This window comes from Puia sp., assembly GCF_035546395.1.
In the GTDB taxonomy this organism is placed as follows: Bacteria; Bacteroidota; Bacteroidia; order Chitinophagales; family Chitinophagaceae; genus Puia.
This window is the reverse complement of sequence record NZ_DASZXR010000014.1, coordinates 991,465-1,003,977: the sequence shown is the minus strand read 5'-3', so window position 1 is coordinate 1,003,977 and position 12,513 is coordinate 991,465. Positions and strand designations below refer to the sequence as shown.

At 54.5% G+C, this 12,513-nt stretch carries 12 protein-coding genes; 4 read left to right on the top strand and 8 right to left on the bottom strand.

Translation table 11 applies throughout. From position 1 onward, the window contains the following. On the top strand, positions 1 to 471 hold the full coding sequence (locus VHE34_RS16975) for a protease pro-enzyme activation domain-containing protein (RefSeq protein WP_325590041.1): 471 nt from the start codon (positions 1 to 3) through the stop codon (positions 469 to 471). Between the two features lie 103 nt (positions 472 to 574). Further along, positions 575 to 1,336 (top strand): alpha/beta hydrolase, encoded by a 762-nt coding sequence (locus tag VHE34_RS16970; RefSeq protein ID WP_325590040.1) that lies wholly within the window; start codon positions 575 to 577, stop codon positions 1,334 to 1,336. 131 nt (positions 1,337 to 1,467) lie between these two features. Here the strand turns inward: VHE34_RS16970 and msrA are convergent, their stop codons facing one another. The 8 genes from msrA to VHE34_RS16930 form a co-directional block, all read right to left on the bottom strand. Beyond that, entirely contained in the window at positions 1,468 to 1,974 is a 507-nt protein-coding gene (gene msrA, locus VHE34_RS16965; protein ID WP_325590039.1) for a peptide-methionine (S)-S-oxide reductase MsrA, read from the bottom strand. 104 nt (positions 1,975 to 2,078) lie between these two features. Next, a complete protein-coding gene (locus VHE34_RS16960) occupies positions 2,079 to 4,256 on the bottom strand; it encodes an FN3 associated domain-containing protein (RefSeq protein WP_325590038.1) in 2,178 nt (725 codons plus the stop codon). Between the two features lie 4 nt (positions 4,257 to 4,260). Next, positions 4,261 to 5,286 (bottom strand): 6-bladed beta-propeller, encoded by a 1,026-nt coding sequence (locus VHE34_RS16955; RefSeq protein ID WP_325590037.1) that lies wholly within the window; start codon positions 5,284 to 5,286, stop codon positions 4,261 to 4,263. An 18-nt stretch (positions 5,287 to 5,304) separates the two neighbouring features. Continuing rightward, a complete protein-coding gene (locus VHE34_RS16950; RefSeq protein ID WP_325590036.1) occupies positions 5,305 to 6,756 on the bottom strand; it encodes a DUF1501 domain-containing protein in 1,452 nt (483 codons plus the stop codon). Between the two features lies 1 nt (position 6,757). Continuing rightward, positions 6,758 to 9,058 (bottom strand): PSD1 and planctomycete cytochrome C domain-containing protein, encoded by a 2,301-nt coding sequence (locus VHE34_RS16945; RefSeq protein WP_325590035.1) that lies wholly within the window; start codon positions 9,056 to 9,058, stop codon positions 6,758 to 6,760. 47 nt (positions 9,059 to 9,105) lie between these two features. Further along, entirely contained in the window at positions 9,106 to 9,639 is a 534-nt protein-coding gene (locus tag VHE34_RS16940; protein WP_325590034.1) for an AAA family ATPase, read from the bottom strand. Positions 9,640 to 9,704: 65 nt separating this feature from the next. After that, complete coding sequence (locus VHE34_RS16935) at positions 9,705 to 10,163, bottom strand: VOC family protein (RefSeq protein ID WP_325590033.1); 459 nt, start codon at positions 10,161 to 10,163, stop codon at positions 9,705 to 9,707. Between the two features lie 277 nt (positions 10,164 to 10,440). After that, a complete protein-coding gene (locus VHE34_RS16930; protein ID WP_325590032.1) occupies positions 10,441 to 11,004 on the bottom strand; it encodes a hypothetical protein in 564 nt (187 codons plus the stop codon). 86 nt (positions 11,005 to 11,090) lie between these two features. Between VHE34_RS16930 and VHE34_RS16925 the strand changes: the two genes are divergently transcribed. Then, a complete protein-coding gene (locus tag VHE34_RS16925; RefSeq protein WP_325590031.1) occupies positions 11,091 to 11,519 on the top strand; it encodes a DUF1801 domain-containing protein in 429 nt (142 codons plus the stop codon). A 244-nt stretch (positions 11,520 to 11,763) separates the two neighbouring features. Next, a complete protein-coding gene (locus VHE34_RS16920; protein WP_325590030.1) occupies positions 11,764 to 12,183 on the top strand; it encodes a hypothetical protein in 420 nt (139 codons plus the stop codon). The last annotated feature ends 330 nt before the right edge of the window (positions 12,184 to 12,513 follow it).

Genomic DNA, 12,513 nt, shown 5'->3' with positions numbered 1-12,513 from the left:
ATGGATGAAATTCCCGGATATGAACCGCTCCCCGGCAGTCACCAGGTCGTTGTTCCCGGTGCACAGGCGATCGGTCCGGCCGATGCCCGCCAGGACATCGAAGTAACGTTGAAGCTGCGAAGAAAGCAGCCGTTGCCCGATCCCCCCGGTCCGGCATCGACGCCGTTGACGCGGGAGCAGCTGGCCAATGACTATGGCGCCTCGCCCGAAGATATCGATGCGGTGACCAGGATGTACATCCAACTGGGTTTGAAGAACAGTTATGCCGATGCTGCTACCCGCACGGTGAAATTTTCGGGCTCGGTGGCGGAAATGGAGAGGGCCTTCCGGGTACGGCTGCTTGATTATAGGCACCCGGCGGGAGACTACCGGGGACGTACAGGGCATATATATATCCCCAAACAGCTTTCCGGAATCGTCGAAGCGGTATTTGGGCTCGACGACCCGCCGATCAGGCATCGCATCGTTTGACGAAATATCGTCAAAGCGAACGATCATGTGTTTTATTTGACGTTGATATTCAATTTGTTATGTACTGGCACCCGATTGGTGAAGAGAAGGGAAACTCAACAACATGAAAAAATCGGTTTTTCTTATCGCAATGTTGGCGCTGCTTGGCGCCGGCCAGGGACTCGTGGCTCAATCGGCTGGTGTAAAGAACATCCTTCTCATTCACGGGGCCTTTGCCGACGGCTCGGGATGGCAGGGCGTTTATAAGATCCTTTCGGCAAAAGGGTATAATGTGACCATCGTTCAGAATCCTCTCAGCTCCATGGAAGACGATGTGGCCAGCGTCAAGCGGGCGATGGACAGGGAGACGGGGCCCTGTATCCTGGTCGGCCATTCCTATGGCGGATCGATCATCACGGATGCCGGATCGGACGACCGGGTCCGGGGCCTGGTGTATGTGGATGCCTTTCAGCCGGATTCCGGCGAAAACCTCGTCCAGCTGCTCACGGGCATACCTGATCTCGCCAACGGCGGCATCCTTCCTCCTGACGCCGCCGGGCTTGTCTATTTCGATAAGGCAAAGTTCCATGCCGGTTTCTGTGCCGATCTCCCCGCCGGTGAAGCCGAATTTTTGTATGCCTCGCAGATACCGGTGGCGGCGAGTGGATTTGTCCGGCCGATGCCCCATGCTCCCTGGAAAACAAAACCTTGCTGGGGCGTCATCGGCACGGAAGATAAGTCGATCAATCCCGTGCTGCTTCGCCGCATGTATCAACGGTCGAATACAAAGACGACGGAGATCAAGGGGGCAAGCCATCTCGCATTCGTTTCTCACCCGAAAGAGGTGGCGGAAGTGATCGAGGCTGCGGCGAAGGGGGCTAATTGATCTCGCCTTGCAAGGTGTCGCGTACACCCACCCCAATAAAGAATTATTATTCGAGGATCTTCATTTACAGCAAAATGCCCGCTTTTCGGCGGGCATTCATTTTTTTGGACGGCCTCCTGAATGGCGGCGTCTTACTTAGCCGCTTCGGCCGGTAATTTCCAGTCCGGCCGGATGTAGTGGCAGGTATATCCGTAGGGATGTTTCTGGAGATAGTCCTGGTGCTCTTCTTCGGCGTCCCAGAACTCCGTGGCCGGGACCACTTCGGTGACGATCGGCCGGGAATAAACATGCGCCGCAGTGAGCTCGGAAATGAGCTGGTTGGCGACGTTCATTTGATCCTCGTCGAGATAGAAGATGGCGGAACGATAAGATGAGCCGATATCATTCCCCTGGCGATTGCGCGTGGTGGGGTCGTGTATCTGGAAGAAGAACTCCAGCAGCTTGCGGTAGCTGGTCTTCGAAGGATCGAATTCGATGCGGATCGCTTCGGCATGGGTGCCGTGATTTCGATAAGTGGCATTTGGGACATCCCCACCCGTATAGCCTACGGTGGTTTTGACTACGCCTGGCTGGCTCCGGACCAACTCTTCTACTCCCCAGAAGCAGCCGCCGGCAAGAATGGCTTTTTCAGTGTTCATAATTTATAGTATTACCGCTAGTGTTGCCAGAAATGTGCCAAGTAGGGCAGCGCTGTATTTCAACGATTTTGGCAAGAATATCATGGCTGTTTTGCGACATTTCGTCAGTTCACCAACAGCTCGTCAAAAAAGATCCAGGCCGGTTTTTCCTTCACGGGCTTTCCTTTCAGCGGCTTTTCTTTATTGGGGTGCCAGTCCGGGAGGTCTCGCACGCGATCGGCCACCACTTTTATACAGCGGACGGTGACCGGGGCAAATCCGATGCGATAGTCGGTCAGATACGAAGGCGCCAGCCTAGCGGGTTGGGGAGGAGCCATTGTCCCGAGCCGTTTGAGGTGGCGTTCATCCGGTCCGGCCCATACTTCGAGGTTTTTGGGTGGAAATATTTCGGAACCCATATCCACAAGGCATGAGAAGGTGACGTCTTTTATTGTCACGGCCTTTCGGTAGTATAAAAGTGCTTCGAGGCTGTTCTTGTGGAACCCGAGCCATTTGCCGCTGCCGAAACCCTGGTCCCCTTTGTCTGCATCGATGAGGACGGTGGGCTTGAACTTCATATAGTTGGAGTCGACGGGCAGCAGGAGGCGGATCGAGTCCGGGGGATATTTCTGCAGGTAAAAATTGGCAGAAACAGGTTCGCTTGCCAGCCAGCCGGGTTTGTAGGCCTTTGCGTGAAAGATACCGCGATCGAGCAACGGGAAAGGTTTCGAGTAGACCAGCCCGCCACTGTCCGGGTCTTTACCGTCTAGCGTATAACGGATCGTAGTTCCGGGAACGAAGTGCCGCATCCGGATGATGATGCCGGTATCGCGGATGATGCGGGCTTCGGTCTCGAGACGGGGAGGGTTGAGCCTGATGTGAACCGTATCGCCGTTAAAGCCGGTGATCAGCTGCAGGTCCTTTCTTTGTTGACGGATGGCCTTGACGACGTCGTCGGGGACGCCGGTCTTCCAGCAATACAGCTTACGCAAGGAGGGTAGGGCGGCCAGCTGTTTGAGATCATCGCCTTTTATGGCCGTACCCGATAGGCTCAGGCTGGCCAGGTTCGGCAGTTGAGTGAGGAAGGAGAGCCCCGCGCCGGTGATGCGGGTAAAGTCCAGGTTCAGTTGTCGCAGGTTGCGGAAAGCGGCGAGAGCCGAAAGGTCTTTGTCGGTCAGTGGCATCCTGGCGAGGTTCAGCGAGACGATCTGTTGTTTTAGCGGGGATAGTTCCTGCAGTTGTTTCGGTTGGAAGACCGCCGCGCCGTAGAAATCGACGGCGAGGGCCGGTGACGCAGTGGCCAGCGGGGCGATGGCGCGGTAATTGGTCCGGAGGGCGGCGATAGTCTTTTCGTCGGCGGGCGAAAAATCGAAGGTTTCCTCTTCGTTGCTGCGCAGGACCTTCGCGGCGATGAGCTGTAATGTATCGGCCGGTGCGAGTTCGACGACCTTTTTATCGAAAGGTGCGCCGTCTTTGATCCAGGCGTAGAGTATCTTTTCTTCCTGTTCCGTCAACTGGGTCTTGTTGGCGGGCGGCATATGCATTTTGTCTTCGGGCGGCAGATGGATCCGGGTGAGCAGGAGACCCATGCCTTCCGCCGTCGTGTCCCAGGGTTTCCCATTCCTTCCGCCTTTTGCGAATTGCGCCGGATCTTCCATATTCAGACCACCCTTTGTGGTGCCCGAGTTATGACATTGCATGCATCGCGTGGCGACGACCGGACGGACCAGGTCCTGGTAGACCATTGCTTCTTCGAAAGGGGGAGCGGCCGGCTTCCCCGATTGCAGCGGGGCGAGGACATAGCCGGCTCCATGGGTAAGATCGCCGCCCAGGTGCCCGGCAAGGATCACGATACCCAGCGGTGCGATAGCCATCCATTTTTGTTTTTGTTTTCCGATGGAGGGACTGTCTTTTGCGAGCAGGAGCGTGAGGAGGGCCACGGATGTCAGCGTTCCGGTCCATTTATGCCAGGCAAGAGCCGACCCTTCGTAGGCGGCCTCTTTTGAAAGCAGGATGCCCGCCAGGGCGGTAAGGACGGCGGCGGCCGCGGCCCAGAGGAGAAGACGGTCGCCAAAGGGTTGCAGCCAATCTGCCGCGGGAGTTCCTTCTTTTGGGGTAAGCCAACGGCAAAGGGCATACGCTACGATGAGTACGATCGGGAAGTGCAGGACCATGGGATGCAGCCTTCCGATGACCTGCAGCCAGGCAGGGACCGTGAGCTGATCATCCAGCACGACGAGGAAAAGCAGCATCGCATTGAGCGCGATCAATATTTGTACGGGTGCGGGCTTCCATTTCGTCATGGGATCAAACTCGCTTTAATTTATAGGGGTATACCTTCCCGGACGCCCATTGCGCCACATAGAGATTCTCGTCCCTGTCCACGCAGACGTCATGGGGATGAACGAATATTTTGTCGGTTTGGTGCATGGGTTGCAGGCGGCCGTCCTGGTATTGCGGTTCGCTGCCGCCGATATTGCTGACGACCTTATTGTCTTTATCGATGATCGTCACGAAGCCGGTCCCTTCCGCGTTGAGGTCGGGCGATCGCAATACTGCGGCATACAGGTGATCCTTATGGATCACCGGCCGGCAGACACAGGCGCCGGGGAGGGCGATGACCTCGAGGAGCTTTCCCTCCTTCGAGAAGTGTTTGAAACAGTTGCGGGTGCGGTCGGTGATGAGCAGCGTTTGGTCCTTTCGGCGGGTATCCCAGCAGATGCCGTGGGCATTGTCGAAGTGTTCGTCGCCTTGTCCGCGGCCGCCGAAATACCTGATCAGCTTCCCGGTCTTGTCATAGTGGAGGATGTATTGTGCGCCGTAGCCATCGGCGATGAAGATGTCGCCATTGGCATCGATGGCGGTCTCGGTCGGCACAAACTCTTTCTCCTCCTTATAGATGCCCGCGTCCAGCGGGGCGTCGATGGTCAGCAGCACCTTACCGTCCATGGTGGTCTTGTACACCTGGTGGCGGACGGTATCCGTGATATAGAGGAATTCGGTGCCGTTCTCATCATGCAGCGTGAGTCCATGGGCTCCGGGGAAATCATGTCCCCAGCTGTCCATCAGCCGGCCGTTGGTATCATAGATGAGGACGTTGTTATGCGTTTCATTGGTCAACAATAAGATCCTTCCCTTTTTGTCCTGTACCATCTCATGGCAGTCATTGACGGGATACTTCTGGGTGTCGGCTTTGCTCCAGGCGGTGTCCAGGGTATACAACATGCCGTTGTAGCCGTAGGATCTCTGATAGGGTTTTTTGAACAGGTCCTTTGTCAGTGTGACGCTGCCGGCGGCGAGAAAGGAATTCCGGATAAATTTTCTGCGTTGCATGAGTATTTTTTTTGTTGTTCAGGCGATGAGTCCGTCGATGACCTTGCCGGCGACATCGGTGAGCCGGTAACGGCGACCCTGGTGTTTGAAGGTCAGTTTTTCATGATCGAGTCCCATGAGATGAAGGACGGTGGCGTGGAAATCGTGAACGTGGACCGGGTCCCGGGCGATGTTATAACCGAAGTCGTCGGTTTCCCCATAGACCCCGGGCCGGATGCCGCCACCGGCCATCCAGATGGTGAAGCACCGGGGGTGATGATCGCGGCCATAGTTCTCCACGCTGAGCTTACCCTGGCAGTAGTTGGTTCGGCCGAATTCGCCGCCCCAGATGACGAGGGTCTCGTCGAGCAGGCCCCGCTGCTTGAGGTCCTGCACCAACGCGGCCGAGGCCTGGTCGACGTCTTTGCACTGGCCTTTTATTTCGCCCGGGAGATTGTTATGACCGTCCCATCCCTGGTGGTAAAGTTGTACAAAACGGACGCCGCTCTCCGAAAGTTTTCTTGCGAGCAGGCAGTTGGCGGCAAAGGAGCCGGGGACGAGACATTCGGGACCGTAGAGCTTGATGATGTCTTCGGGTTCTTTGCTGAGATCGGTGATCTCCGGCACGGCCGTCTGCATCCGGTAGGCCATTTCATATTGCTGGATCTTGGTATTGATCTCGGGATCGCCGAACTCTTTATAGGAGTCTGCGTTGAGGGCGGCTACTTCATCCAGCATTTTTCGCCTGGAAGCCCGATCCATTCCATCGGGATCGGCGAGGTAGAGTACGGGGTTCTCTCCATTGCTGAACTGAACGCCCTGGTGGATGGAGTCGAGGAAGCCGTTGGACCAGAGCTTGGAGTAGACGCCTTGCCCGTTGCCCTTGCCTTTGGACAGGAGGACGCAGAAGGCGGGGAGATTCTTGTTCTCGCTTCCAAGGCCATAGCTGAGCCAGGCGCCCATGCTGGGCCGGTTGCCTTGCTGTGCGCCGGTTTGCATAAAAGTCAGTGCCGGGTCATGGTTGATGGCTTCGGTATACATGCTTTTGACAAAGCAGAGGTCATCTGCGGCCTTTGCGGTATAGGGCATCAGCTCGCTGATCCAGGCGCGGGCCTGGCCGTATTGGCCGAATTGGAAGACCGAGCCGGCGAGCGGAAATTTTGTTTGGTTGGCGGTCATACCGGTGAGACGCTGACCGTTGCGGATTGACGCGGGCAGGTCTTCTCCCTGCATTTTATTGAGCAGCGGTTTATAATCGAACAGGTCCAGCTGCGAGGGTGCGCCGTTCTGGAAAAGGTAGATGATGCGTTTGGCCTTTGGGGCAAAATGGGGAAGACCGAGCGCCGCCGTCTCTTCTTCGTGTTTGCCGAAGAGGTCGGGGATGAGTAGGGAACCCAGGGCGATACCGCCGATGCCAAAGCCGAGGCCTTTGAGAAAACGGCGGCGGTTGAAATGTAAATGGCGGTCCAATAATTCTTTTTCCATGGTCATGTCAGGTCTTTGTGATGGCCTCCTCCAGGTTGTAAAAGGTGTCGATCACCCGCATCAGCGCCGCGCTGCTTACCCGGTCGATGCCGGCGGTTTGCGGGTATTCGCCGACGGCCAGTGTTTTTTCGGCGTCTTTAGGGTTCTGCCGGAATGCGGCGAGCTGATCGAGATAATATTGTTTGATGCTTTGTTGTTCTTTGTCGGTGGGCTTCCGGCAGAGGATGAGGCGGAAGGCTTTCACGATCTTTTCGTCGGCGTTGCTGTTCCCGGCTTCGAGCTTTTCGGCGAGCACCCGGGCGGCCTCGAGGACCGTGGGGTCGTTCAGCATGGCCAGGGCTTGCAGAGGAGTGTTGGTCCTTCCGCGGCGGACCTCACACTGGTCGCGGTTGCTGGCATCGAACAGGCCCATGCCCGGCGGAGGCACGGTCAATTTGATGAAGGTGTACAATCCCCGGCGGTAGAGGCTGTCATGATGGTCCTGGCGGTAGGTCGCGAGTACGCCCCGGCCCGAGGTGGCGGACTCCCAGAGACCCGGGGGCTGATAGGGTTTTACGCTGGGCCCGCCGATGGTCTTCACGAGCAGGCCGCTGCTCGACAGGACGAGATCGCGCACGAATTCCGCTGTTATCCGCATGCGGGGGCCTCGTGCGAGGTAGGCGTTCTCGGGGTCTTTCTCCTGTTTTTCGGGACTTGTCTTTGCGGATTGGCGATAGGCGGCAGACAGAACGAACTGCTTTACCAGCCTTTTGATGTCCCAGCCGTGTTCCATGAAGTCTTTTGCGAGCCAGTCCAGCAGTTGTGGATTCGTCGGAAGGTCGCCCTGCATTCCGAAGTCGCCCGCGCTTTTGACGATGCCACGGCCGAAGAATTCCTGCCATAGCTGGTTTACGAATACCCTCGCGGTCAGCGGATTTTGCGGGCTGACCGTCCATTTGGCAAGGCCAAGCCGGTTACGTGGGAATTTCGTGGTGTCGTAGGGCATGACGGCCTTCAGCGCGGTGGGCTTTACCGGCTCGGCCGGCGCATCATAACGGCCGCGGGAGAGCAGGTAGGTGGTCCGGAACGTATCCCGTTCGCCCATCACCGAAACCATCATCGTGCCGGTATCTTTTTTGTTGATAAAGGAGAGGGTCGTATGAACGTCGGAGTCATTAAAGGTCAGGATCGGCATCTTTGCCGGCCTGGAGACGCCGACGTCGCCTTCATAGCCTACTTCTTTCGTATTGTTGAAGAAGGCGAGGAGGGAGTAGTATTCTTTTTGGGAGAAGGGATCGTACTTGTGGTCATGGCATTGGGCGCATTCCACGGTAAGGCCGAGGATTCCCTTTCCATAGGTGCGGGTCTTGTCCACGAGGTATTCGACCCGGTATTCTTCCGGCACTACGCCGCCTTCTTCGGTGTATTTGTGATTGCGGAAGAAAGCGGTGGCCAGGATCTGCTCTTTGGTTGCATTGGGGAGCATGTCGCCGGCGATCTGGTCGACGAGGAATTGATCGTAGGGCAGATTCTCGTTGAAGGCATGGATGACCCAGTCGCGCCATGGCCACTGCGTGCGGATATTATCATCCTGGTAGCCGTAGCTGTCCGCGTAGCGGGCCACGTCCATCCAGTGGACCGCCATTTTTTCACCATATTGTGGGGTGGCCAGTAAAGCATCCACCTGTTTTTCGTAGGCGGTTGGGCTGTTGTCGGCGAGGAAGTCATCCATCTGTGGCAGGGTGGGGGGAAGGCCGGTGAGGTCGAGGCTGAGGCGTTTCAGCAGGCGTTCTTTGTCGGCCTCTTCGTTCGGCTGGAGGTTCATCTGTTCCAGCTTTGCGAGAACGAAGTAGTCGATCTCGTTCCGGGGCCACTTTATATCCTTTACGGCGGGGAGCGGTGCTTTGACGGGTGGAGTGAAGGCCCAGTGCCGCTCATAATGCGCCCCCTGGCGGATCCATTTCTCGAATAGACCGACTTCCTGTGGGGTGAGCGAACCAAGATGGGAGTCGGTCGGCGGCATCTGGTAGCCCGCATCGGGTGATGAGACTCGCTTGAGCAGCTCGGACTGTTCCGGCTTGCCGGGGACGATCGCATAGGCGCCTTTCGTATTGTGCAGCGGTGCATAGGCGCTGTCGGCGATGTCGAGTCTTAGATGTGCTTCCCGGTGATTGGCATCCGGGCCGTGGCACTTGAAGCATTTGTCGGAGAGGATGGGCCGGATGTCGAAATTATAGCTGATTTTAGCACCGGCGGCAGTTGTTTTTGGGCCGCTGTCGCTATGGAAGCAGGAGACGAATAGAAGAATTCCCCCTGTGATCAGGGTCAATATGGCGGCAATACGTTGGATGGCGATAGATTTACTCTAAAGATAAACTAAATCCCGTTGTTTCCCAGTAGGAAATCGATGATGTTCCGCATGTTCGGGCGATAATCTTGAGTCGTGTCAACTTCTAATGTCGGTACATTCATACTTAGTGGTTCGTATGTTTTGGCAAAGGACTCGTCGCCATGAAATTTTTCTCTTCCGGCGTCTGACGAACGCCTTTGAATAAATCGTTGTCTTGCGAGATCGAACGGCAGGTTGCAGATGATCACTTTGACGCTTGTCTTAGCGGCCAGCGCCGGCAGCCTTTGCTTCCACAGTCTATCCTGGAATGCCGCTTCGACGACGATTGAAATGTTCTTTGCGAGCAGCAGTTCGATGACGGCAAAAAACGTTTCATAAATATGCCAGGCGGCGGAATCGTCGAGTTGATGGTGTGGTGCACCCAGGGTATTTACGTATCCTTCTTTCAACTCGTCGCGGGATATCAGCGGGCATCGCAATTCGTTTGCGAGCAGGTGAGCCAGGGTGGTTTTGCCGGAGGCCGGTCTACCGGTGACTATTACTAATGCAGGTTTGTTCATTGCAGGGCAAAGGTACACCCGGATCGAGTCAAGAATAAGTTCGTTTATCACAGCTGGCCTGCGGGTTAACCGTAGATGACGTCGGTGCTTTGACCGACCTCGATAATATAGCCGTCCGGATCGCGGATGTAGCAGCGGATCTCGCCGTACTTGGGGATCGGCTCGGTGATGAATTCGGCGCCCCTGCTTTTCCATAGTTCGTAACAGGCCTGGATATCGGCGACCCGGATATTCATGAAGCTATTGATCCTGTCGGGATCGGGGGTGGTGAGCGTGACCGTCGGCTTGTCGGGTGTTGGCCCGCCTCCGACGTTGACGATGAGCCAGGTATTGGCGATCTGAAGGTATGCGGGCGCGCCGCTGCTGTCACCTTTGCTCAGAATGCGGCCATCAAAAACCTTTTCGTAGAAGCGGGCCGACCAGTCGATGTCGGCGACGGTGAGGAAGTGCGCGATGGAGATCCCGGTTTTGGGCGGCATCTCATAGCTTTTCTGTTCGAAGTCCACTGATCCTGTCTTTTCCATATCTGCTGGTTTGATCAATGGGCCAACAAAAAAGAAACAGGAAGTGTTCGCCGGATCGGTGAAATTGACCTTGTCTATTGCGGGAACGCTGATTTGTCCAGTCCGGGAACGATCCGCAGGGCGCATTTATAATATACTTTTTTCAACACCTCGTCGGGGAGGGCCAGTCCTGAATAGATGATGTTGTTCCTCGATGATCGTCTTCCAGGGGGCAGGATTGGTGTTGCCTCTCTTCCTGTCGGGGTGGGTCTTCAGTTCCAGCCGACGTTCGTTGTATTTATCCATCGGGTCCCAAAAAGAGGGAGGGTCGGCGGAATGGATCAATACGGGAATGTGAAGCGACCCGCATTTTTCCCAGATCTTTGAATATATTCAATCCTTTTGCTCCATTTCGCACGTCCGCCTCCAACTCCGCCAGCGCATGTTCCGTCCAACCTTTTTGCCCAAAATGGTTAAAGGAGATATTGGTGAATTGAATGAAGCGGGTCGGATAATTCGACCGGATATTGGACTGCGCTCGTTTGACGTAGGTGGTATCCTGCACGTCAAAGAAGCCGTTCACATCTTTGTACCTCTGTCCGCTCAAGTTATTCATGATCCCCATATTGAGCTTATCTTTCTCAGTGACCGGTTCACTGAGGTTTTGGCCGGGCATGCTCCATTGATGATTATGGATGTCGATGAATGGATATTTTGCCTGGGTGACAGGATGCGTTGGAACGACCAGTGTGGACTTGGGATCGTAGTCTTCGAAGTCCATTTTTTGGGCTTGGGACAATAGAGGGGCGAGGCAAAGGACGAGGATGCCTTTTGCCAGCTGCATTTTTATGGTTTTTGGCATTAAAAGATTGATTAGACAATAAATGTAGCGAATAGCAGAAACTGGCCTGACCGTTTATCAATAAATAAAGCGAGATTCGCTGTTATATGAGCGTACAAGAGGAGATCAAAAACTATATTGCGAGCCAGCCTGAGCCCAAGCGCAATGACATGCAGGAGCTGCACGGGCGCATACGTAAGATCTTACCGGCAGGCAAGTTATGGTTCCTGGATGGTAAGAACAGCGAAGGTAAAATCGTTTCCAACCCCAACATTGGATATGGAGCTTACACCATTAATTATGCTGATGGGACGAGCAGACAATTTTATCAAATTGGTTTGAGTGCAAACACGACTGGGATATCTGTCTATGTTATGGGGTTAAAGGATAAGGCCTATTTAACCCAGACATATGGGAAAAAGCTGGGAAAGGCGAGCGTGACCGGGTATTGCATTAAGTTCAAGGGGCTAAAGGATGTTGACCTCGATGTGCTCGAGGAGGCGATACGGTATGGGTTTGAGGCGACGAAATCTTGAAAATAATAGAATAAATATCATCCCAAAGGCCAACTCAATGCTGTTTATTTTTGGTAGAAGGACCGCCAGGATCGCGAAATATACGGATAAGGAGACCATTTGTTATCCTTGCAAAGCTTTCGAACGGGAGGTGAGTGTCTATGTCCCTTATTTTCATCTTTGTTATATCCCTGTTTTTCCAATTGGCAAAAGGAGATTCGAAGTCCGGTGTTTGAATTGTGGCGACGATACCAGATCCGAGAATTTGGTCAGGAAATATGAGAAACGGGCAAAGACCCCTGTCTGGCTTTTTTCGGCTTTAATTCTGGCCGCGTGTATTGCAGCTTACTGGTTCTATTGGGATAGCAATAATAAGAGGCATAATGCCGAATATGTGGCAATTCCCGCGGTGGGCGATGTTTATACGGTTAGGGAGCCTGGAGCTTTGCGAACGACCTATTATTTCCTGCGGCTGGCGGAAGTCAAGGGCGACACGGTGGCGGCTATTCATAGTAGTTTGGAGTACAATTATTTTGTCAATACTATGACCGGTGAAGATCATTTTGTAAAAGATGACACCAGTTTGTATGCGAAAAAAGAGCTTAAGAGGATGCTTGAAAATGGCGAGATATACATGGTAAGGCGCGGCTATGGTAAGGGCAGTGGGTTCAATCAGATCAGGTAATTTGATCAAAATCTCCATAGGGGTAAAATGGGCCCTTGTTGTCTTATCTTCAGCGGCCAGGCGACTGTCCCGGCCATAGCGCCCGCCTCACAGAGGCAATCACTAAAATCCGGCCATTGGTAACAGGAGATGGATGGCATGAATTCGAGCAGTAGTTCAGCAGTTGTAGTTTGGTTTCTTCTTCAGTGGGGCATACCCAATTTGTCAATGTTCGAATGCAGGCTCGCATATTCCCTTTTCCCTCCATCCATTCGCTCACAAACTTCTTCATTCTTCTATTATTTGATTAAATTTAGCCAATTTTGCAAGTTCATAGGCTGATTATTGTTG

What these genes read in the sequence shown, in the direction of transcription:
- VHE34_RS16975 (WP_325590041.1), top strand. Translation starts at nt 1, where the DNA reads ATGGATGAAATTCCCGGATATGAACCGCTCCCCGGCAGTCACCAGGTC.
- VHE34_RS16970 (WP_325590040.1), top strand. Translation starts at nt 575, where the DNA reads ATGAAAAAATCGGTTTTTCTTATCGCAATGTTGGCGCTGCTTGGCGCC.
- msrA (WP_325590039.1), bottom strand. Translation starts at nt 1,974, where the DNA reads ATGAACACTGAAAAAGCCATTCTTGCCGGCGGCTGCTTCTGGGGAGTA.
- VHE34_RS16960 (WP_325590038.1), bottom strand. Translation starts at nt 4,256, where the DNA reads ATGACGAAATGGAAGCCCGCACCCGTACAAATATTGATCGCGCTCAAT.
- VHE34_RS16955 (WP_325590037.1), bottom strand. Translation starts at nt 5,286, where the DNA reads ATGCAACGCAGAAAATTTATCCGGAATTCCTTTCTCGCCGCCGGCAGC.
- VHE34_RS16950 (WP_325590036.1), bottom strand. Translation starts at nt 6,756, where the DNA reads ATGACCATGGAAAAAGAATTATTGGACCGCCATTTACATTTCAACCGC.
- VHE34_RS16940 (WP_325590034.1), bottom strand. Translation starts at nt 9,639, where the DNA reads ATGAACAAACCTGCATTAGTAATAGTCACCGGTAGACCGGCCTCCGGC.
- VHE34_RS16935 (WP_325590033.1), bottom strand. Translation starts at nt 10,163, where the DNA reads ATGGAAAAGACAGGATCAGTGGACTTCGAACAGAAAAGCTATGAGATG.
- VHE34_RS16930 (WP_325590032.1), bottom strand. Translation starts at nt 11,004, where the DNA reads ATGCCAAAAACCATAAAAATGCAGCTGGCAAAAGGCATCCTCGTCCTT.
- VHE34_RS16925 (WP_325590031.1), top strand. Translation starts at nt 11,091, where the DNA reads ATGAGCGTACAAGAGGAGATCAAAAACTATATTGCGAGCCAGCCTGAG.